The sequence below is a fragment of the Streptomyces sp. NPDC058289 genome (genome assembly GCF_042880975.1).
Lineage (GTDB): Bacteria > Actinomycetota > Actinomycetes > Streptomycetales > Streptomycetaceae > Streptomyces > Streptomyces stoeckheimensis.
In genome coordinates, this window is the sequence record NZ_JBHVYI010000019.1 from 1 (window position 1) to 20,355 (window position 20,355).

Here is a 20,355-nt window from a genome sequence, read left to right on the forward strand (position 1 = left end):
CGGAGGCGTTGTTCTCTTCTGGGTTGTGCGGTTTCGACCCGGCCGACCCCAAACCCCCCAAACCACCCGTACGTCTCCATCCCCTACGCACGAGGAGCGCCCATGGCGCAGCAGGAGCGAGCCGAGCGGACGCGCAGGGCTCTGATCAACGGTGCCGCCAAGGCCATCGACCTCTACGGCTACGAGGGGGCCTCGCTCGCCGTCATCTGCACCGCCGCGGGAGTGACCAAGGGCGCCTTGATGTACCACTTCCCCGCCAAGGACGACCTGGTCAGAGCCGTGCGCACCGAAGCCCGGCAGGCGATCGTGGGCGCCTTGGGCGCGGTACCGCACCGCGGGATCCGGCCCTTGCAGGCCGCCGTCGACATGACGCACGCGGTCGCCGGGCGGCTCGGGCACGACCCCGTCGTACGGGCCGGGGCCCGGCTGACCCGGGAGTTCGTGCACTACCCCGACGGCAGCGTCTCCTGGACCGATGCCGTCCGCGAGGAGCTGGCCGACGCCCTGGCGGGAGCGGCCGACCCCTGGGGGACGGCCGCGCAACTCGTGTACTCCCTGATCGGGATGGACGTCTGCCTGCGCACGGAGGAGCACCGCCCGGGCCGTTCCTGCGGGCCGCTGCGCGGGCACCTGACCCGGCTGTGGCAGCTGATCCTGCCGGGGATCCTCGCTGCGCCGCAGGCCGTGGAGCTGTACCGGGCCGAGGGCTCGTCGCCGTACTGCGCCTTCGCGGCCGTCCCCGAACCCGTGCACCTCGGGCCGCGGGGGTGAGCGTGGACCGAGCAGGAGCGGCCGCGGCGACGAGCGCGCCCGATCCGCGTCCGCTGACCGGCGAGCCGCTCAGCCTGGACCTCCTCAACACCCTCTGGCACGACCGGTACGGCCGCTACGACCTGCTGGACTCCACCGCCGGCCTCGCGTGCTGGCTGGCCGGGTCCCGCGCGGCAGCCGCCCACGCCGGCGGCGAGCTGCGTGCCGACCGGACCACCCTGACCGCCGCCCGGGCCGCCCGTACCGCGCTGGCCGGGGTGGCCGGGCGCGCCGATGCGGGGCCGATGGCGCTCGACGCCTTCAACCGGCTGCTCGACGCGGGCCGGATCCGCCGGCTGCTCACGGCCGCCGGGCCCGTCGAGCGGCTGGAGGCGCCCGACTCGGGCCGCCTGCTCGGGTACCTCGTGGCGGCGGACTACCTCCGGCTGCTCAGCACCGCGCGGGACCGGGTGCGCAGTTGTGCCAACCCGACGTGCGGGCTGCGCTTCCACGACGTCAGCCGCAACGGCACCCGCCGCTGGTGCACGAGCACGGGCTGCGGGAACCGCGCGAAGGCGGCCCGCCACTACGCCCGCCGGACGGCGTCCACGGCCTGACCGGCGCGGGCGGGCCGTGCCGCGTTTCAGCTTGGCTTCGGCCACCGGGACGTGGAACGCCCGCCCCGTGTCCAGGCGGTGTGCCCGGGGCGCTGCTGACGGCCGGCCGGGATCCTCTCCCGCTCCTGCTCTTCGGGTCGGACCGGGCAGTGGGCCTGCAGTCCTTCCCGTCCTTCAAGCTCAGGGTGCAGCCGAGGGCTGCACCCGGGGCCGGGCTCGCTGCAACGAGTTCCGACCTGTTTCCCCTGTTGGTGTCGAGTGGCAACGGCCCGGGGAGACCGCGTCTGAGAGTTCCGCCCTGGAAGCGGACATGGTTCGCCACGTCTCCGGACATGCCTGACCTGCAGGCATGTGGACATGGCCCGGGTGTCATCCCGGACACACCGGCGCGGCGAAAGACCGCGTCCGGGAGCTCCCCCTGGGAAGGCAGGCATGGTTCCCCACATCCCAGATGGGCCTGACGTGCAGGCCTACGGGAACGGCGCCGGGAATCAGCCGGGAGCTGCGCGGGGCAGCCCGGGCCAGAGCCGCGTGGCCGAGTTCCAGGCCGGCGCGAAGGTAGCCACGGGCGGCACGGGGGTCCTGACGTGCAGGAAGCCGGCGCAGAGGGCGCAGAGCAAGACGAGGGCCGCCTGAAGCACTGGCACCGGATCGGTCCCGGTCATGACGTGCATCGCCTTCACTCCCCTCCGTGGGGCCCGAGTCTTTCGGGCTACGGATCGAAGCGTCGGGGTTCCAGAGCGGTGGGACAAGGCCCCTTGGCCTCAGAACCGTGGACAAGAAGGGTGCGCGGCGCGAGGGCGGGCCGGAGCACAGGCCCTGTGGCCTGCGGGGTTAAGGCTGATGCCGTCTCAACTTCCAGTGGGACAAAGTGGAATGGGGCTTCCGGAGCCGGTAGACGGACATATGAGGGGTCCTGAACGCTGTGAAAAGGTCTACGACTTTCGGTCCTGCAAGGCCGGCGGTCATCTGGTGGACCTGTCGAGTGGTAACAAGACCCCTTCGGGAGAATCCGTTGAAGAAGAAGACCGCGCTCGCAGCCGCGTGCGTGGAGGCTCCGACGACGAGCACCGGAACCCTGGTTCCGGTGCCCGCCACGATCATCGTGGTCGTCGTCATCCTCCTCACCGCCGCACTCACCATCTACGGGATGCCGGTGGAGACCGTCATCACCGTTCTTGCCGTCGGAGGTCTGCTCGCCATCGAGCTGATCCGCCGACTGGTCGACACGCTCACCGCCGCCCGCCGCCAGGCCTCCTAGGAGACCGCGGTGGGGCGCGTCAACAGCGCCCTGGCTGAGCACACCCGAGGCCTGTCGCAGTGGCTGCTGTCACTGCGACAGGCCTCGGGCCTCACCATCAGCCAGGTGGCGGAGCGAACCGAACAGGTGGGCCTGCCCACCTCCCGCAGCACCCTCTACCGCGCCGAGCTGGCCCCCGCCCCCGGGCAGCGGCCCAGCGTTCCGGCGTGGCGCGTCGTCGAGGCCTACACCAAGGCGTGCGGCGGCAGCATCACCGAGGCCCGGCGGCTGTGGACGAAGGCCGCCTCACTCAAGGCCCCGGGCAAGGCCGGCGTACAGCGGCGGCCGGCGATGGCGCCCCAGTACATCTCCGAGCCCGCCGAGCTCCTCCACGCCATGCGAGAGCTTCGACTCCAGGCAGGGAAGCCGTCCTTGCGCGAGCTGGAGGATCGGTCCAGGGCCACTCCGACCGCCGTCACCATGCTGCCGCGCAGCACGCTCGGCGCGGTACTCAACGGCACCCGGTACTGCCGCAGGGACCTCCTGGCCTACTTCGTGCGGGCCTGCGGGGTGACCAAGGAGTCCGAGGTCATGCGCTGGCTCGAGGCGTGGGACCGCATCGAGGCCTCCCGCAACGGCACCGCCGACCACAACATGCACCAGCGCCTGACCGCACTTGAGGAGGACCTCCACCAGACCAAGTCCGCCCTGGCCACCGTGATCACCCTGCCGGGGCCCCGCCCCGAGGCCGAGCCCGTACTGATGCCGGTGCCGGTACCGGGCATCCGCCCCGCGGCCACCGAGAAGCCGAAGCCGCACGTTCCCGAGCCGGCCACCGCGCCGACTGTCAGCACACCGGCCCGCGCCCGGCCCAAGCGCACCCGCCGGTCCGGGCAGTGGCTGTCCGCACTGCTCAAAGGCCTCACGAGCGCAGCCGAGGCCGTAGCCGTGACCGCGGCTGAGGCCACGCCCCTGTGACAACGTGGCGGGAGCGTCCGAAACCCCGGACGCTCCCGCCACAGCCGTCCCCCGGTGCATTGATGACGCCGCCATGGCGTCACTGTGGCGCAAGATGGCATCACCACTCTGACCAGCGAGTTTATGCGTTGCGATATCGCCGCGCAGCAGAGTGGTGCCAGATTGGCTCGACGTGGCGCCATTGCTGTGCCATGCTGTGGGACATGGACCTCACGCCCTACGTCACCACCCTCCGCCAGGAGCTCGCCGTCGCCGCCGAGGCCGGCGGCGACGAAGCTCGCAAGCTGGCCGAGAGGCTCACCGCTCCCCTGGAGTCGGCCACCCGGCTGACCCTGCTCAACGTGCTCTCCGCCGCGATGGACGAGATCACCCGCGAACTCGCCCCCGGCTCGGTCGACGTACGGCTGCGGGGGCTCGACCCCGAGTTCGTGGTGACGGTGCCGGCCGGCGAGAGCCACGCCCCCTCGGAGCCGACCTCCGCCGCTCGGTTCGCGGAACCGCTCGCGCCGCACGCATCCGCCGACGGCGACGAGGGCGGCACCGCCCGCGTCAACCTGCGCCTGCCGGCCCACCTCAAGGCCCGCGCCGAGGAGGCCGCGAGCCGCGAGGGGTTGTCGGTCAACGCCTGGCTGGTGCGCGCCGTATCGGCCGCGGTCGACGGCGGCGCCCGGCCCCGTACGGCGGAAAAGTCCCAGAGCGTGGGGCAGAGCTTCACCGGCTGGGTCCGTTAGCCCGGCTCCCTCACCAGCCCGGCTCCATCACCGCATCGCACCGCATCAGTTCGCCCACACCACGTCCCACCAGCGGGGACGCCCGGAAGACCCAAGAGGACGGGACAGCCATGCCTTCTTTCGACACCTCCGAAGCGATCTCGGTCACCGCACACGTGGAGGCCGGCTCCATCCAGTTCACCGCGGGCGACCGCCGCGACACCGTCGTCGCGGTGCAGCCGCGGGACCCGAAGCGCGACAAGGACGTACGGACCGCCGAGCAGACCGAGGTCACGTTCGCGGGCGGCATGCTGACCGTCAGGACGCCCAAGTCCAATCCGTTCGGCAAGCCCGGCATCGTCGACGTGACGGTGGAACTGCCCACGGGCTCGCACGTCGACACGACCGGCGCCTGGACCCAGGTGCTCGGCGAGGGCCAGCTCGGCGAGGTCCGGGTGAAGACCTCGTCCGGCGACGTCCGCCTCGACACGACCGGCCCGCTCAAGCTGACCGCGTCGCACGGCTCGATCACCGTGGACCGGGCCGAGGGCGCGACCGAGATCACCACCAGCTCCGGCAGCCTGCGCCTCGGCTTCGTCGACGGCCCCGCCGTCCTGAAGAACTCGCACGGCACCACGACCGTCGGCGCCGCCATCGGCGAGCTGCGGGTGAGCGGTGCCAACGGTGACATCGAGATCCGGCGGGCCGAGGACTCGGTCACCGCCAAGACCGCCCACGGAACCCTGCGGGTGGGCGAAGTCGCCCGCGGCACCGTGGAGCTGGAGACCTCCTACGGGGCCATCGAGGTCGGCGTCCGCGAGGGTACGGCCGCCTGGCTCGACGTCAGCTCGGGCTCCGGCCAGGTACGCAACACGCTCACCGCGTCCGGGAGCCCGGAGGGGAGCGCGGACACCGTCAAGGTTCGCGCCCGGACGAAGTACGGCAACATCGACGTCCGTCGCGCCCTGGCCTCCGGGGCCTGACCAGCCCTTTCTTCCCCTTCCGCGCCACCTCCCCCCCCCGTCACTTCAGCCTTCGAATGGAGGGCCTCATGCCTTCTTCTGTCATGCCCACATCACGTCGAGGGGACGGTCACCCGTCTCCGGCGGCCGTCTCCACCGTCGGTCTGCGCAAGTCCTACGGGGACAAGACCGTCCTCGACGGCATCGATCTGAGCATCCCGGCCGGGTCCGTGTTCGCGCTGCTCGGCCCCAACGGCGCCGGCAAGACCACCGTCGTGAAGATCCTGTCCACGCTCATCACCGCCGACGACGGGCAGGCGCAGGTCGCGGGCCACGACATCGCGGCCTCCCCGGGCGGGGTGCGGGCGGCGATCGGGGTCACCGGTCAGTTCTCGGCCGTCGACGGGCTGATCACGGGCGAGGAGAACATGCTCCTCATGGCGGACCTGCACCACCTGTCCAAGCGGGAGGGGCGGCGGATCACCGCCGAGCTGCTGGCCCGCTTCGACCTCACCGACGCGGCGAAGAAGCCCGCTTCCACCTACTCGGGCGGCATGAAGCGCCGGCTCGACATCGCGATGACGTTGGTCGGCGATCCGCGGATCATCTTCCTCGACGAGCCGACCACCGGTCTCGATCCCCGCTCCCGCCACAACATGTGGCAGATCATCCGCGAACTCGTCACCGGCGGCGTGACGGTCTTCCTCACCACGCAGTACTTGGAGGAGGCCGATCAGCTCGCGGACCGGATCGCGGTGCTGAACGACGGCAGGATCGCCGCCGAGGGCACGGCCGAGGAGCTGAAGCGGCTGATCCCCGGAGGCCACGTACGCCTGCGGTTCTCCGACCCGGCCGCCTACCGGAACGCCACCGCCGCGCTCGGCGAGGTCACCCGGGACGACGAGGCGCTGGCGCTGCAGATCCCCAGCGACGGCAGCCAGCGCGCGCTCGGCTCCCTCCTCGGCCGGCTGGACTCGGCCGGCATCGAGGCGGACGAACTCACCGTGCACACCCCCGACCTCGACGACGTGTTCTTCGCACTGACCGCCTCCACCCACCAGCCCCGCCACACCCACCAGACCAAGGAAGACGTCCGATGAGCTCTCTCTCCTTCGCCGTCCGCGACTCGGCCACCATGCTGCGCCGCAACCTCCTGCACGCGCGGCGCTACCCGTCCCTGACGCTGAACCTGCTGCTCACGCCGGTCATGCTGCTCCTGCTCTTCGTCTACATCTTCGGCGACGTGATGAGCGCCGGTCTGGAGGACGGCGGCGGGGGCCGGTCCGAGTACCTCGCCTACCTCGTCCCCGGCATCCTGATGCTGACCATCGGCGGCACCACGATCGGCAGCGCGGTGTCCGTCGCCACGGACATGACCGAGGGCATCATCGCCCGCTTCCGTACGATGCCCATCCACCGCGGATCGGTGCTCATCGGGCACGTCGTCGGCAGCGTGATCCAGTGCGTGATGAGCGTGGTCCTCGTGGGCGCCGTCGCGGTGGCCATCGGCTTCCGGTCCACGGACGCCACCGCCGTGGAATGGCTCCTGGCGCTGGGCCTGCTGGCGCTCGTCTCCCTGGCGCTCACCTGGATCGCGGTCGGGATGGGTCTGACCAGTCCGAACGCCGAGGCGGCCAGCAACAATGCGATGCCGCTGATGATCCTGCCGCTCCTCTCCAGCGCCTTCGTGCCGGTCGACGCGATGCCGGGCTGGTTCCAGCCGGTCGCCGAGTACCAGCCGTTCACGCCGGCCATCGAGACCCTGCGCGGGCTGCTGCTCGGCACCGAGATCGGCAACAGCGGCTGGATCGCGGTCGCCTGGTGCCTGGGCCTGGCCGTGCTCGGCTACCTCTGGTCCAAGTCCCTGTTCCACCGCGACCCGAAGTAGCGGTTGACCCGCGCGGCTAATGCCATTAGCTTATGGGCAACAGGCATTAGCCACAGGGGTTGGTCACGGTTTCCGGGGGACGGGTCATGACGGAGTTTCTGAGCACCGACGGCGGGCGGCTCGCCTACGAGGTCACGGGCGAGGGCCCGCTGGTCGTGCTCGCCCACGGCATGGGCGACAACCGCGCGGCCTACCGCGAGACCGCGGCCCTCCTCGTCGCCGCCGGGTACCGCGTCGCCTCCACCGACCTGCGCGGGCACGGGGAATCGAGCACCGGCTGGATCTCGTACACCCGTACCGACGTGGCGGGCGACCTGCTCGGCCTGATCCGGCACCTAGGCGGACCGGCCGTCATCGTCGGCCACTCCTTCGCCGGCGGCGCCGCCACCATCGCGGCGGCGCAGGAGCCCGCACTGGTCGGCGCCATCGTCGAGATCAGCCCGTTCACCCGGGCGCAGAAGATCGACTTCGGCGCCCTCGGCTCCAACGCCCGCTACCGCAAGGGCATGCTCCTGCTGCTCGGCACCGGCATCCTGCGCAGCACCGGCCTGTGGAAGCGCTACCTCGACCACGCCTACCCGGGCACCCGCCCCGCCGGTCACGCCGCCCACCTCGCGGCGCTCGACGCCGACCTGGGGCGGCCGGGCCGGATGGCCGTCGTCGCCAAGATGGGGATGTCCGCCCCCACCGACGCGGGCGCCCGCCTCGGCGACGTCCGGTGCCCCGCGCTGATCGTCGAGGGCGACCTCGACTGCGACTGGGCCGACCCGGCCGCCGAGGGCGCGGCCATCGTCGCCGAACTGCCCGCCGGGCGCGGCCGCCTCGTGACGATCGAGGGCGCGGGCCACTACGCCCACGCGCAGTTCCCCTCCGAAACCGCCGCGGCCATCGTGTCCTTCCTGAAGGAGGCCGCCCGTGCCTAGGGCCTCGCTCTCGGCCGGCGCGGTGGTCGACGTGGCGCTGCACCTCGTCGACGCCGAGGGGCCGGCGGGCCTGACCCTGTCGGCGGTGGCGGGCCGAGCGGGCGTGGCGACCCCCTCCCTCTACAAGCACGTGCGCAGCCTCGCCGAGCTCCGCGACCTCCTGTCGGCGCGGATCATGAACGAGATGGCGGACGAGATCGGCGTGGCCGTCATCGGCCGCTCCGCCGACGAGGCGATCCGCGCGTTCATGACGGCCTGGCGCAGCTACGCCCTGCGCCACCCCCACCGGTACGCGGCCCTGCTGCACAGCCCCGAACCGCGGACGGCCGAAGCGGGGGAGCGCCTCATCACCATCCTCTTCGCCACCCTGCGCGCCTACGGTCTGGAGGACTCCGCGGCCGTCCACGCGGCCCGCTGTCTGCGCGCCACCGCCCACGGCTTCGTCTCCCTCGAAACCGGAGGCGGCTTCGCCCTGCCCGAAGGCCTGGAGGAGAGCTACGCCCTCCTGACGCACATGGTCGTCACGGGCCTGCGCACCCCGCGCACCCCGCACTGAACACCGTCGGCAGGTCGAGACGCTGGTGCTGGAATATCAACGGAGTGTAAAATAGAGGGTGTTCGTTTTGTTTACCGATGGAAGTTAGGCACATGGCTGAGCGGAAGAGAGAGCGCGTCCCCCAGAACCGCGCGATCCAGACCAAGGCGACCATCCTGCGGGCGGCCGCTGAGGTCTTCGACGAGTTCGGGTTCAGTGGTGCCAGCATCAGCAAGATCATGAAGCGGGCCGACGTCACCCAGGGCGGGATGTACTTCCACTTCGCCTCGAAGGAGGAACTCGCCTACGCCGTCATGGTCGGTCAGGGCGAGGGCCTCGAGTTCCCGGCCGGGGAGGACGGCCTGCAGCGGCTGGTGGACATCACGCTCTACCTCGCGGACCAGCTCCGGCACAATCCGGTGCTGCGGGCCGGTGTGCGGCTGGCCGTGGAGCAGGGGGAATTCGGCCTCCGCGACGATGTCGCCTACCAGGCCTGGGTGCTCGAATTCCGCCAGCAGCTGCGCTTCGCCCGCGCGAAGGGCGAGCTCCAGCCGGACGTGGACGACCACGAGCTGGCCTGGATCCTGGTCAGCTCCTTCACCGGGGCGCAGCTCTTCTCCCAGATGTCCACCGGTCGGGCCGACCTCCCGCAGCGGATCGCCTCGCTCTGGCGCTACCTCCTGCCGGCCGTCGCCACCGAGGCGGCCCGTGGCGCGCTGCGGTTGACACTGCCGGAGGCGAAGGCCGAGGTTCCGGAGACGGAGAAAACCGAACGACCCCTATGACGTGACCTTGCTCAGGGAGGTCGGGGCGGGCGCCCCGGGCGCGGCCGGACGGTCGTCGCGGTGGTTCACCGCATCGGCCACTTCGGACATCTCCTTCCGCAGGTCGAAGGCCTTCCGGGTCTCCTCCAGTCCCAAGCCGTCGTGGTCGTCCAGCAGATGCTTGCGCGCGAAGTTCTTCGGATCGAGGTCCCGGAACTCGAAGTCTTCGAACTCCGGCCCCAGCCCGGACCGGATGTCGGCCTTGGCGCTGTCCGCGTAGGCGCGGACCTTGCGGATGGCGCCGGTGACGTCCTGGATCATCTTCGGCAGTTTGTCCGGGCCGAAGACGAGGACCGCGAGGATCGCGAGCGTGATCAGCTCGAGGGCGCCTATGTCGTTGAACACCTTGTCAGCTCCTTGATGGGTACGGCCCGGTAGGCGAGGCGGCGGCTCGGGCGGCTCGGTGGGTCGGGCGGCTCGGGCGGCTCGGGCGAAGGCCTGCCCCGGCCGGCCGCCGTGGCGCTTGCGGGCCACAGCGGCCGGCCCCGTCCCGCGCCCGCGGGGTCATTCCCCCCGGGCGGGTTCCGGGTCCTGCGGGGCCGGATCGCCGAGCAGGGTGGTCAGTTCGCTGCGCAGCCGGTCCACGTCCTGGGCGTGGCCGTGGGCGGCGACGTGGCCGTCGGGGCGGATGAGGTAGTACCCCTGCCGGCGGCATCCGGTCAGCCCCCGGGCGGTGCCCGCGGCGATGTCGGCCATCCGCACCTGGGGCCGGTCCGCCACCAGGGCGGACAGCTCCCGGCGCCAGTCCGGGGCGCCGTCGCGGCAGACGGCCAGGAGCGTCCAGCGGGAAGGATCGGCGGCCGGGCCCGCGATCCGGTGCGGGACGGCCAGCTCCCTGGGGAAGACCGCGCCGACGCGCACGACGGGGCGTACGCCCGGGAGCGACTGGCAGGCCGTGTGGCCGCCGGGCACCTGGGTGGGGCGCACCGGGGGATAGGCGAGCCGGCGCCCGGCCATGACCGGGGCGTAGGTGCGGGAGAACAGCCCCGTGCGGCCCACGAGCCGGAACGCGGCGTCGCGCAGGGCCACCTTGGCGGGTTCGCGCACCATCCAGGCGCGGGTCTGGATGTCGGTGTCGCGCACGACGCGCTCGGCCACCGCGGCGCGTTCGGGTCCGTAGGTGAGCAGTAGGTCGGACGGTGCCTCGCCGCGCACCACGGCGGCGATCTTCCAGGCGAGGTTGTGGGCGTCCTGGAGACCGGTGTTCAGACCCTGGCCGCCGGCCGGGCTGTGCACGTGGGCGGCGTCGCCGGCGATGAACACCCGGCCGAGCTGGAAGTCGTTGGCGTGGCGGGCGTGCACCCGGAAGACGCTCTCCCAGACCGGTTCGGTGATGCGGACGCCCTGGGGACCGCGCTCGTCGACGATCTGCTGCATCTTCTCCACGCTGACCTGTTCTCCGGGGGCCAGGCTGGAGAAGAAGCGGAAGACGCCGTCGGGGAGCGCGACGATGACCAGGGCGCCTGCGGGCGACTGGTAGTACAGCGCCTGGTCCGGCGGCAGGAACCCTTCGATCCTGGCGTCCACCAGGGCGAAGGCGGTCTCGTAGGTGGAGCCGGTGAACCCGGTGCCCGGTGCCCAGCTGGGTCCGCACCGCGCTGCCCGCGCCGTCGGTGCCGATGACGAACGGGGCGCGGGTGCGCTCATGTGGGGTATCCGCACGGCGACAGGTGCGTGTGCCGCCGTGGTGGCCGCGGCTCTCGCCATGTCCTCCGCCGTGGCCGCCCCGACGCAGGAGCGACCCGCCCCGGCCCTGCTCCAGGTCCAGGGGCTGCCGGCCGTGATCGAGGGCCACGCCGCGGCCCTCGGCGCGGAGGGCGTCACCTGGGACCCGACCCGGGAGGCCTTCCTGGTGGGTTCGGCGACCAAGGGGACCGTCTCGGTCCTCCTCGAGGACGGCACCACCCGGCTCCTCGTCGACGACCCCCGGCTCGTCTCGACCTACGGCGTGCACGTCGACGCGGCCCGCAACCGGGTTCTCGTCGCCTACGCCGACCCGGGCGTCGCCGAGAACTCCTCGGACGCCACGACCCGCCGGATCTCCGGCATCGGGATCTACGACCTGCGCACCGGGCAGCCGATCCACGTCGTCGACCTGACCCGGCTCGACCCGGGCCGGGACAACTACTTCGTCAACGACTTCGCCATCGGCCCCGACGGCACGGCCTACGTGGCGGACGTCTTCGCCCGGCAGCTCTACCGCGTCGGTACCGACGGCCGGCCCTCGGTCCTGGTCGCCGACGACCGCTTCGCCGTACCGGGCGGAGTCGGCATCGTCTGGCACCCGGCGGGCCACCTCCTGGCGGTCAACGACACCACCGGGCAGCTCTTCCGCGTCGATCCGGGCACCCTGCGCGTCGACGAGGTCCGCCTGCCCTCCGCGGTCACCGGCGGCGACGGCCTCGCCGTCCTGCGCAACGGCGACCTCGTCGTGGTGACCAACACCATGGCCACCGCGGCCGGACGCGAGGCGGTGACCGTCCTGCGCTCCGGCGACTGCTGGACCAGCGCCGCAGTGGTGAAGACCGTCGCCCCCTGGCCGGTCGCCGAGCCGACCACGGTCGCAGACACCCCGTACGGCAGCTACGTGCTCAGCGGCGGAGTGGGCACCCTCTTCGGCGGTGGCGCCGCGAGCGACACCTTCACGCTGCGCAAGCTGTAAGCGTTCGGCGCCCGGCCGGCGGAGCCCGTATGACGGCGTCGTGAGGACGGTTCGGCGCGGCCGGCTCGCAGCATGCTGCGAGCCGGAATGCCGGAAGCTGCACCCGCAACCGGGCCGGGCGGACGGGCCCCGCTGTCAGAGTGGAATGGCCATCCCCGCTTTCGAAGGAGCCACCACCATGGCCCAGACCCAGAAGAACCCGCTCGCCGTCACGACCGGTGTGCTGATCGCCCTCCTGGCCTCGTCCACCGTGCTGTTCGACGGCACCGCGCGGTACGTGGTCATGGGTGTGCTCGCCGTCGGCGTGCTCTCCTGCGCCCGCGCCCTCCAGCGGTCCCGCTCCTAGCCGTGGCCGTCTTAACCGGAGTCCGCGAAGGGGGAGCACCCCCGACGCGGACTCCGCGCTTACCGGGCGGCCGCCGTGGCCGCCCCGCTCAGATCCAGCCGCGCTCCCGCGCGAGCAGCGCCGCGTGGAACCGGTTCGACGCATCGAGCCGGTGCATCAGCGTCGCCACGTACTTGCGGTACGTCCGCACCGAGATGCCCACGTCCCGCGCCCCGTTCTCGTCCTTGTCGGCCGTGCACAGCGACTCCAGGATCCGGCGCTCCAGTTCCGTCGGGCGTTCGCCCGACACCGCCGGCCCCTCCTCGTCGGCCACCGCCGGTATTTCCTGCGCCTGGCCCCACATCCGGTCGAAGAGGGACACCAGCGTGGTCACCAGGCCCGGTTCACGGGTCAGGAGCGCTCCCCGCTTGCTGTCGGAGGGGTCGATCGGCGTCAGCGCCGCCGCCCGGTCGAAGATGAGGATGCGCTCCAGGTCGAGCCTGGACACCCGTACCTCCGCCCCCTTGCCGACCAGCTCCCGCAGGTACGCCATCGTGGCCGGATCGTCCAGCGCGGCAGCCCCGAACAGGCTGCGCATCCGGATCCCGCGCCGCAGGATGCGGGCGTCGGCCGGCCGGGAGGTCTCGATGATCTCGGGCCGCATCACCCCCGAGGGCCAGGTGGTCATGCCCTCCGACCGGCTGAAGAACGTCAGCTCGTCGATGGCGGCCCGCACCTGCTCGATGCCCACCAGCCGTTCCATGGGCGGCCGGTCGGCGCCCGCGATCGCGTCGGAGGTGGTCGCGACGTCCCGCTCCGCGAGCAGCGAGGCCACGATCGCGTCCGCCGCGGCCCTGCTCTCCAGCTCCTGCCGGATCCGGGTCAGCCGTGCGTCGATCAGGTGCTGCACCGCCTTGGCGGGACTGGCCGGGCGCAGCAGCCCGTCGGTCATCGCGGCGAGACCGAGGCCGATCGCCCGCTGCTGGAGGACCCGTACCGCTTCTTCGTCCAGATCGGCATGGCGCACCAACTGTTCGGGTCCGGCGCCGCCGCTCCTGAGCAGGACGCGGTAGAAGCGCTCGTCCTCCGGATCGATGTCGAGAAACGCCAGATCCGGTTCCGCCATGGATTCCCCCAACACGTCGGCCTGTCACTAGATGGCCTAGATCTACCTGTTACCCCGGGTTGAGGCTACGGCAATGATCCATTCCGCTTTTGGCTTCCCCGCGGGGCCGGCGCCGGGCCGGTGCAGTAAGTGCCCTCGGACAACGCAGCAAGCTGCACGCGAGAGCTCTCGAACGAAGGGTTCTCGAACGGCAGAGTTGTGGTCACAAGGAGCCGCCGGGGAAACACCGGAGGCCACCGGAACCGGACAGCAAGAAACACCGGGTCCGGGACGGACCGCACACGAGGGGGAACCACCATGATGAAGCGCCTCAGCGTCACTCTCGCCGCCGCCGCTCTTATCGGTCTGGCTGGTGCCGGCACTGCACACGCCGACGCCCCGGTCCCGGTTCCCTCCCCTCCCACCCAGGTCTGCCTGCCGATTCCGGCAGGTCTCCCGGTCCCCGCGGTCTGCGTGATCATCCCGGGCCGGGAGACCTACAACTGGGACTAGCACACCCGGTCGCCGGGACCTTCCGGAAAAGATCATCAAATGATCTTCTTCCCGGAATTCACGGTGCAGAGGGTCCTCGCGGTATCCGCTCCCAGAATTCATGATCTTCAATCATCCGGCTCCCGGGAATCGAACTCCCGGACCCCGAGCACAAGGAGAGAAAGTCCGATGACCGCCTACTCGGTGCTCGTTCCCTTCGTCCCGAGCCGCCCCGAGCAGCTCCTGCCCTTCGCCGGACTCGTCCACTGGACCGGGGCCGAACGCCTCTGGCAGGGACAGAGCCTGGTCACCGAGACCCACCAGGCCTTCGCCCACGCCGCCGGCGCCGGATTCAGGGTCCCCGTCGGGCTCGGAGTGACCCTGATGCCGCTGCGCCACCCCACGGAGGCCGCCCTCCAGGCCCGTTCCCTCGCGCTGATGACAGGTCAGCCGGTCCTCGCCGGCTACGGGCCGGGAGCCCCCGCCGTACAGAAGGCCCTGCTCGGAGCCCCGTACCGGAGCCCGCTCACTGCGGCCCGGGAGTACCTGACCGCCGTACGCGCCGCCCTCGACGGTACGGACGCGGTCCTGGAGGGGGAGTACCTGCACCAGGAGGCGCTGCTCCCGCCGGTGCCCGGACCGCCCGTCGAGATCGGGCTCGGTGTCCTTCGCCCCGGCATGGCGAGGGTGGCCGGAGAGGTGGCCGACGCGGCGATCTGCTGGCTCACCCCGGCCCGCTACCTGGCCGACACGATCGTGCCCGAGGTGACCAAGAGCGCCGAGAGCGCGGACCGGCCGGCGCCCAAGGTGGTGGCCATGGTGCCGATCGCCCTGGCGGCGCCCGACCGGGACCCCGTACGCCTCGCCCTGGCCTCCAACCGGCACCACCTGAAGGCGGCGCACTACCAGGACATGCTCCGGCGCGGCGGTGTCGAACTCCCCGCCGCCACCGGTTCGCAGGCGCAGGACGAGAGCGCGCGGGGCGCGGCCCTGGTCGCCGGCGACGCCTTCCTCTACGGGGAGCCCGCCGAGCTCCTCGCGAAACTCGAGCCCTTCCGTGAGGCGGGCGTCGACGAGATCGTCCTCAACGTCACGGGCGTGGCCCAGCTGTACGGCGCCCAGGCGGCGAGCCGTGAACTGCGCACGCTGCTCACGATCCTCGGACTGGCCTCCTGACCCGAGGCGTCCCGGAACCTCCGCCCGCCCACCCGTTGCCCGCGTACCTCCGCTCGCCCCCGTTGCCCCCGTACCTCCGCCCGTCGGCACCCCCTGCCCGCTCGCACCCCCCCCGGACTTCCGGCCGCCCCCGGCCGATCCCCCTCCAGCTCCGCGTCATCAGGCGCCCGCGTCCACCCACGCACTCACGTTAGGCATGTTCATGACACTCACTTCCGTCAAGGCCCACGCCTTGCAGTGGGGCACCGGACGCCCCCTGGCCGCACTCGCCCCCCGCCCGCCGTTCACCGCGACGGTCGTCCTGGAGGACGCCGCCCACCTCGACGCCCTGCTCGGCAGCGGAGTGGCCGGTCCCGGCACCGTCGTCCTGGTCCCCGGGGACGAGCCGACCGCCGAGCCCGAGCCCCACGAGGCCACCGGCGCCCAGGTCATCGTCTGGCAGGGCTCCCTCGGCGAACCCGGCGCGGAGGCCGGCCTGCACCCAGACTTCTACCTCCAGGTACAGGCCTACTCGATCACCCCCTACCTCTCCGTCCTCGGACCCACCCTGGTCCGCATCGTCGAGGAAGCCGACTTCCAGGCCTTCCTGGAGGACGCCGACCGGGCCCTGAACGACGGCGAGTTCTCCGCCTTCCTGACCCACCCCTCGGTCCAGCTCGCCGACCTCGGAGCCCTCGGCGGCAACGGCGACGGCGACGGCCCGGCCCTGCGCCTCTACGTCTGTGCCGACGGAGCCGTCAGCGTCGCCCCCGGCGCCGCGTCCCTCGGCCCCGTCGGCACCCCCGCCGCCGAACTGCACCGGGCCTGGGAGGACTCCACCGGCGCCCTGGCCGGCGTACTCGACGAGGACCTGCGCCGCGAGCAGCTCGCCGCCCGCCCCTGGATCTCCCGCTACCTGGCCGCCGTCGGCGCCATCCGCGAAGCCGTCACCCGAGGCCTCGAACACCCCCGCGTCTCCGGCTTCGGCGGCCGCCTCGTCCCCGCCCTCGCCGCCCACGCCGTCCCTCAGGACACCTCCGGCGACACCCCGGTGCTGCTCTTCAACGCCGAACAGGCCCTGATCCACCACCCCGGGGACCGCCGCACCATCGCCCTCTCCCTCGACGCCGCCCAGGCCGCCGAAGCCCTCCTCGTCACCGGCACCGCCCGGGCCGCCGCCGACTACGCCGACCCGGCCACCGTCGACGCCGTCGCCGCCTACTTCTCCGGCATCGGACTGCCCCTCACCGAGTCCGCCGCCCCCCGCACCGCCACCCCCGACGCCACGGAAGGAGCGACCCGCTGATGGGCGCCATGCTGCTCAGCCCCGCCGCCGCGGGCACCGGCCTCACCGGCCGCGCCGCCGAGGCCGTCGCCGAACTCGGAGACCGGGCCGTCCTGTGCGACCTCTACGACGAGGCCGGCGCCCCCGTCTACCACGACATCGCCGGCACCACCCCGCACGAGGTCCGCGAACTCCTCTCCACCCTGCGCCGCATCCCCGGCCCGGTCCTCGACCTCGCCGCCGGCTCCGGCCGGCTGACCTTCCCCTTCCTGGCCCTCGGCCGCGAGGTCACCGCCCTCGAACTCTCCGGCCACATGATCGGACTGCTCCGGGAGAGGCTCGCCGCCACCCCGGCCTCCCTCCAGGGACGCTGCACCCCCGTCCAGGCCGACATGAGCGACTTCTCGCTCGGCCGCCACTTCGGCGCCGTCGTCCTCGGCACCACCTCCATCTCCCTCCTCCCGCCGGAGGCCCGACCCGGCCTCTACCGCTGCGTACGGGAACACCTGGCGCCCGGCGGCAGGTTCCTGCTCACCACCGTCGAGGTGGACGCCGCCGACGACGGCAGCGACGAGAGCGAGATCCTCGCCCCCGGCGAGATCACCGGCCGCTCCTACCGGATGATCGAACAGTGGACCTCGGGCAACAGCTCCCGCACGGTCACCGTCATCCCCGCGGACCCGCCGGCCGAAGGCCCCGTCCACGTCGCCACCACCACCATCGGCGTGACGCCCGCACCGCTGCTGGTCGCCGAGCTCGAAGCCGCCGGCTTCGCCATCCGCTCCACCACGCCCATCCCCGGCGGCGGCCGCCACCACGACGTCCTCCTGGAAGCCGAGGCCCTGTGATGACCACCGCCCTGCCCACCCTGACCGGACGGGACGACGAGACTCCCGACCACGGCCACCCGGCCCTGTGGACCTCCCTGCTCCCGCCCTCCGCCCACGGCGACGACGGCATCTGCGCCGTCTCCGCCGAGGGGATGTACGTACGGTTCGCCGACGGAAGCGAACTCCTCGACGGCGACTCGGGCCTGTGGAACGCCAACCTCGGGCACGGCAACCGGCACATCGCCGAGGCCTGCCACCAGGCCCTGCTCAACGCCTCGTACCTGAGCGTCTTCCGCTACGAACACCCCTACGCCCGGCGGGCCGCCGAGGCCCTGGTGGAGCTCTGCGGAGCCGACCACTTCGCCCGGGTCCTCTTCTCCACCTCCGGCGGCGCGGCCAACGACCTGGTCATGAAGACCGCCCGGCACTACCACGCCCTGCGCGGCGCCGAGAAGCGCAAGATCATCGTGGGGCTGCGCGGCAGCTACCACGGCCTGACCTTCGGCGGCTTCGCCCTCACCGGCGAGAACCTCGGCCAGCAGGTCTACGGGGTCGACCAGCGCCTGGTGCGCCACGTCACCCCCAACGACCCTGCCGACATCGAGAAGCTGATGCGGGCCCAGGGCTCCCAGATCGCGGCCGTCGTCGTCGAACCCGTCCTCGGCAGCGGGGCCGTCCCCCTCACCGACGAGTACCTCCAGACGCTCTTCCGGCTCCGCGAGGAACACGGGTTCCTGCTCGCCGCCGACGAGGTGGCCACCGGATTCGGCCGCACCGGATCGATGTTCGCCTCCCAGCGGTGGAGCGAACGCCCCGACCTGCTGGTCACCTCCAAGGGACTGACCAACGGGACCTGCGCGGCCGCCGCCGTCATCGTCTCCCGGACGATCGCCGACGCCTTCCGCGAAGCCGACGCCACCTTGACCCACGGCGAAACGCAGGCCGGCACCCCCGTCACCTGCGCCGCGATCATCGCCACCATCGAGGAGATGCGCCGCCTCGACGCCGTCTCCCGGGGCCGGCGCGCCGCCGAGACCCTCGGCGCCCACCTGGACCGGCTCGTCGCCGAACACCCCCTCTTCGACTCCCACGACGGCCGCGGCCTCTTCCGCTCCCTGCGGATCGTCACCGCCGACGGCGAACCCCTGCCGCAGGCCCGGGTCCTCGACCAGATCGCCGCCATCCGTGCGGCGGGCGCCATCGTCCACGCCGGCGTCCACGGCATCCAGATCATGCCGCCGCTCACCGCGACGGACGCCGAGATCGACGCCCTCATGGAAGCCGTACGGACCGGAGTCGAAAGCTTCTCCGCCACGAGCGTTGCGGGAGGAGCGCGGTGAACATCGCCTGGTCCGGATCCACCCGGCTGCTCATCGGCCCCGAAGGGCTCAGCGACTGGCTGGCGGACTTCGACGACGCCCACCCGGCAGGGGGGAGCCGTCCCGTCACCGCCCTGCTCCTAGACCCGGCCGTCGCGAACTCCCGCATCACCGCCCTGGTGACCGCGGAACTGGACCGGGCGGGACACGCCACCCACACCATCGTCCCCGACGGAGACGGAGGCCCGGACGAGATCCTCGCCCTGGCCCGCGCCACCGCCGGCGCCGGACTCGTCGCCGTCATCGGCGGCGGAGCCCTCCTCGACCGGGCCAAGCTCCTGGCCGTGGCCCACGAGGACGAGCGGGCCCGCGCGGCCCTGCGCACCACCGGCCGCAGCGGACTGCTGACCCTGGACCCGCGCACCCGCCGCACCCGTCCGCTGCTCGCCGTACCGACCACGGTCGGCACCGGATCCGAACTCAGCCGGGTCGCCTGCCTGCCGCACAACAGCGGCAAACGGCTCGTCATGGGCGACGCCCTCGCCCCCGACGCGGCCCTGCTGGACCCGGCCGCCACCGAGACCCTGCCCGGCGAGCTGCTGATCGAAGGAGCCCTCGAAGCGGTCTTCCGCACCGTCGGCCCCTACGTCGGCAACCTGACCGACCGAGCCGTCGAGGACGCCCTCGCCCAGACCGCCGCCACCCAGCTGGTCCGCCTCGGCGGAGCACTGGCCCGGCAACTGGCCGACGGACAGGCCCCCGACGCCACGCTCCGCACCGACCTGGCCCGGCTGAGCGGACTGACCCAGTCCACCTGGCTCTGCTACGGCAGGGACCTGTTCAGCACCGAGGGCTGGATGATCGCCAACGAACTCTCCAGCGCCCTGGGCATCCGCAAGATGACCGCCGTCGCGGCCATCCTGCCGGCCCTGTGGCGGGCCGTACTCGCCGGCGACACCCGGCTCGGCTCCGCCGCCCGCCTGCGGGGGATCTGGGAACTGCTCCGCTCGGCCGACAGCAGCGGCGACCCGCTGCCCGCCGAGCCGGTGGCAGGCATCAGCGCCCTGATGAACCGCTGGGGCATCGTCCGCGACATCGCCGTCACCCCGCAGCTGCTCGACGCGGTCGCCCGCAGGACCGTACGGGCCTGGGGCGCGGGCCTCCCGATGCTCGGCGGCCTGCGCGCGGCCGACGTCAACGCCCTGCTCAGCGAAGCGGCCTGAACTCCTGCGCCGCACCCACAGACTTCCGCGCCGACCCGGCGCGGGGACCGCACCACCTCGCTTCCCACGAAAGGAAACCGTCATGGACAACAACACGTTCGACGTCGCCGCCGATGTGAACCACCTGGAGCTCGGTCTGCAGGAGCTCGAGGTCATGGAGGCCCCGGGCTGGTGGACGACCGGTGGCGTCGTCGTCGGCATCTCCCTCGTCTCGGTGGTCATGACCTGATCCGACCCGGATCAGCGCCACCCGCTCCACCCCCCGTACGCCCATCAGAGAAGGAGTCAGTCATGAACGAGAAGTTCGAAGCCCCCGCGGCCGACGTCAAGAACCTGGAGCTCGGCCTCCAGGAGCTCGAGGTCATGGAGGCTCCGGGCTGGTGGACCACCGGCGGCGTCGTCGTCGGCATCTCCATCGTCTCCATCGTCGCCACCTGATCCACCCTCAGCACCCACGCACACACCACCACTCGACACACGAAGGAGAACAGCCATGAGCGAGCAGAACTTCGACAACGCGGCGGTCGTCGCG

At 72.1% G+C, this 20,355-nt stretch carries 24 protein-coding genes; 21 read left to right on the plus strand and 3 right to left on the minus strand.

Features of this window, described 5'->3' with window-relative positions; all coding sequences use genetic code 11:
• Nucleotides 1-102: 102 nt before the first annotated feature.
• The 11 genes from ACFVX6_RS12300 to ACFVX6_RS12350 all read left to right on the plus strand — a co-directional run bounded on the left by ACFVX6_RS12300 (nt 103) and on the right by ACFVX6_RS12350 (nt 9,388).
• Complete coding sequence (locus ACFVX6_RS12300) at nt 103-771, plus strand: TetR family transcriptional regulator (RefSeq protein ID WP_389690475.1); 669 nt, start codon at nt 103-105, stop codon at nt 769-771.
• 2 nt (nt 772-773) lie between these two features.
• Nucleotides 774-1,367 carry a CGNR zinc finger domain-containing protein gene (locus tag ACFVX6_RS12305; protein ID WP_389690477.1) on the plus strand — a complete coding sequence of 198 codons (594 nt, stop codon included), beginning with the start codon at nt 774-776 and terminating at the stop codon, nt 1,365-1,367.
• Nucleotides 1,368-2,382: 1,015 nt separating this feature from the next.
• Entirely contained in the window at nt 2,383-2,628 is a 246-nt protein-coding gene (locus ACFVX6_RS12310; RefSeq protein WP_389690479.1) for a hypothetical protein, read from the plus strand.
• A gap of 9 nt (nt 2,629-2,637) precedes the next feature.
• On the plus strand, nt 2,638-3,585 hold the full coding sequence (locus ACFVX6_RS12315) for a helix-turn-helix domain-containing protein (protein WP_389690481.1): 948 nt from the start codon (nt 2,638-2,640) through the stop codon (nt 3,583-3,585).
• Between the two features lie 203 nt (nt 3,586-3,788).
• Nucleotides 3,789-4,316 carry a hypothetical protein gene (locus ACFVX6_RS12320; protein ID WP_389690483.1) on the plus strand — a complete coding sequence of 176 codons (528 nt, stop codon included), beginning with the start codon at nt 3,789-3,791 and terminating at the stop codon, nt 4,314-4,316.
• 110 nt (nt 4,317-4,426) lie between these two features.
• Nucleotides 4,427-5,278, plus strand: coding sequence for a DUF4097 domain-containing protein (locus tag ACFVX6_RS12325; protein WP_389690485.1), 852 nt, complete (start codon nt 4,427-4,429; stop codon nt 5,276-5,278).
• A gap of 68 nt (nt 5,279-5,346) precedes the next feature.
• A complete protein-coding gene (locus ACFVX6_RS12330) occupies nt 5,347-6,357 on the plus strand; it encodes an ATP-binding cassette domain-containing protein (protein ID WP_389690487.1) in 1,011 nt (336 codons plus the stop codon).
• Complete coding sequence (locus ACFVX6_RS12335) at nt 6,354-7,145, plus strand: ABC transporter permease (RefSeq protein ID WP_389690489.1); 792 nt, start codon at nt 6,354-6,356, stop codon at nt 7,143-7,145. The genes ACFVX6_RS12330 and ACFVX6_RS12335 overlap by 4 nt, the downstream gene beginning before the upstream one ends.
• Nucleotides 7,146-7,231: 86 nt before the next feature.
• Entirely contained in the window at nt 7,232-8,068 is an 837-nt protein-coding gene (locus tag ACFVX6_RS12340; RefSeq protein ID WP_389690491.1) for an alpha/beta fold hydrolase, read from the plus strand.
• Nucleotides 8,061-8,624 (plus strand): TetR/AcrR family transcriptional regulator, encoded by a 564-nt coding sequence (locus ACFVX6_RS12345; protein WP_389690493.1) that lies wholly within the window; start codon nt 8,061-8,063, stop codon nt 8,622-8,624. Before ACFVX6_RS12340 ends, ACFVX6_RS12345 begins: the two co-directional genes overlap by 8 nt.
• Before the next feature lie 92 nt (nt 8,625-8,716).
• Entirely contained in the window at nt 8,717-9,388 is a 672-nt protein-coding gene (locus ACFVX6_RS12350; RefSeq protein WP_389690495.1) for a ScbR family autoregulator-binding transcription factor, read from the plus strand.
• On the opposite strand, the gene ACFVX6_RS12355 is transcribed toward ACFVX6_RS12350, so the two are convergent.
• Both ACFVX6_RS12355 and ACFVX6_RS12360 read right to left on the minus strand, forming a co-directional pair.
• Complete coding sequence (locus ACFVX6_RS12355) at nt 9,383-9,772, minus strand: sec-independent translocase (protein ID WP_389690497.1); 390 nt, start codon at nt 9,770-9,772, stop codon at nt 9,383-9,385. The genes ACFVX6_RS12350 and ACFVX6_RS12355 overlap by 6 nt on opposite strands.
• 159 nt (nt 9,773-9,931) lie before the next feature.
• Complete coding sequence (locus ACFVX6_RS12360) at nt 9,932-11,074, minus strand: FAD-dependent monooxygenase (RefSeq protein WP_389690499.1); 1,143 nt, start codon at nt 11,072-11,074, stop codon at nt 9,932-9,934.
• A gap of 37 nt (nt 11,075-11,111) precedes the next feature.
• Here ACFVX6_RS12360 and ACFVX6_RS12365 point away from each other — a divergent pair, with 37 nt between their 5' ends.
• Together ACFVX6_RS12365 and ACFVX6_RS12370 are read left to right on the plus strand one after the other, a co-directional pair.
• Complete coding sequence (locus ACFVX6_RS12365) at nt 11,112-12,089, plus strand: hypothetical protein (protein ID WP_389690501.1); 978 nt, start codon at nt 11,112-11,114, stop codon at nt 12,087-12,089.
• Between the two features lie 178 nt (nt 12,090-12,267).
• Complete coding sequence (locus ACFVX6_RS12370) at nt 12,268-12,435, plus strand: hypothetical protein (RefSeq protein ID WP_389690503.1); 168 nt, start codon at nt 12,268-12,270, stop codon at nt 12,433-12,435.
• 88 nt (nt 12,436-12,523) lie between these two features.
• On the opposite strand, the gene ACFVX6_RS12375 is transcribed toward ACFVX6_RS12370, so the two are convergent.
• The gene (locus tag ACFVX6_RS12375; RefSeq protein ID WP_389690505.1) at nt 12,524-13,540 is read right to left on the minus strand and encodes a helix-turn-helix transcriptional regulator; all 1,017 of its coding nucleotides are present in this window, start codon (nt 13,538-13,540) and stop codon (nt 12,524-12,526) included.
• 297 nt (nt 13,541-13,837) lie between these two features.
• Between ACFVX6_RS12375 and ACFVX6_RS12380 the strand changes: the two genes are divergently transcribed.
• From ACFVX6_RS12380 to ACFVX6_RS12415, 8 genes are all read left to right on the plus strand, one after another.
• Nucleotides 13,838-14,032 (plus strand): hypothetical protein, encoded by a 195-nt coding sequence (locus tag ACFVX6_RS12380; protein WP_389690507.1) that lies wholly within the window; start codon nt 13,838-13,840, stop codon nt 14,030-14,032.
• A 168-nt stretch (nt 14,033-14,200) separates the two neighbouring features.
• Complete coding sequence (locus tag ACFVX6_RS12385) at nt 14,201-15,187, plus strand: LLM class flavin-dependent oxidoreductase (RefSeq protein WP_389690509.1); 987 nt, start codon at nt 14,201-14,203, stop codon at nt 15,185-15,187.
• A 202-nt stretch (nt 15,188-15,389) separates the two neighbouring features.
• Nucleotides 15,390-16,472 (plus strand): daptide biosynthesis RiPP recognition protein, encoded by a 1,083-nt coding sequence (gene mpaB, locus ACFVX6_RS12390; protein ID WP_389690511.1) that lies wholly within the window; start codon nt 15,390-15,392, stop codon nt 16,470-16,472.
• Nucleotides 16,472-17,299, plus strand: coding sequence for a daptide-type RiPP biosynthesis methyltransferase (gene mpaM, locus ACFVX6_RS12395; protein WP_389690513.1), 828 nt, complete (start codon nt 16,472-16,474; stop codon nt 17,297-17,299). The genes mpaB and mpaM overlap by 1 nt, the downstream gene beginning before the upstream one ends.
• Complete coding sequence (mpaD, locus tag ACFVX6_RS12400; RefSeq protein ID WP_389690515.1) at nt 17,299-18,621, plus strand: daptide-type RiPP biosynthesis aminotransferase; 1,323 nt, start codon at nt 17,299-17,301, stop codon at nt 18,619-18,621. The genes mpaM and mpaD overlap by 1 nt, the downstream gene beginning before the upstream one ends.
• Nucleotides 18,618-19,823 (plus strand): daptide-type RiPP biosynthesis dehydogenase, encoded by a 1,206-nt coding sequence (mpaC, locus tag ACFVX6_RS12405; RefSeq protein ID WP_389690517.1) that lies wholly within the window; start codon nt 18,618-18,620, stop codon nt 19,821-19,823. The genes mpaD and mpaC overlap by 4 nt, the downstream gene beginning before the upstream one ends.
• An 82-nt stretch (nt 19,824-19,905) precedes the next feature.
• Nucleotides 19,906-20,052, plus strand: a complete 147-nt coding sequence (locus ACFVX6_RS12410; protein ID WP_243336477.1) for a daptide-type RiPP — start codon at nt 19,906-19,908, stop codon at nt 20,050-20,052.
• A gap of 62 nt (nt 20,053-20,114) precedes the next feature.
• Nucleotides 20,115-20,261: a daptide-type RiPP gene (locus tag ACFVX6_RS12415; RefSeq protein WP_389690519.1), complete on the plus strand. Its 147-nt coding sequence runs from the start codon at nt 20,115-20,117 to the stop codon at nt 20,259-20,261.
• The last annotated feature ends 94 nt before the right edge of the window (nt 20,262-20,355 follow it).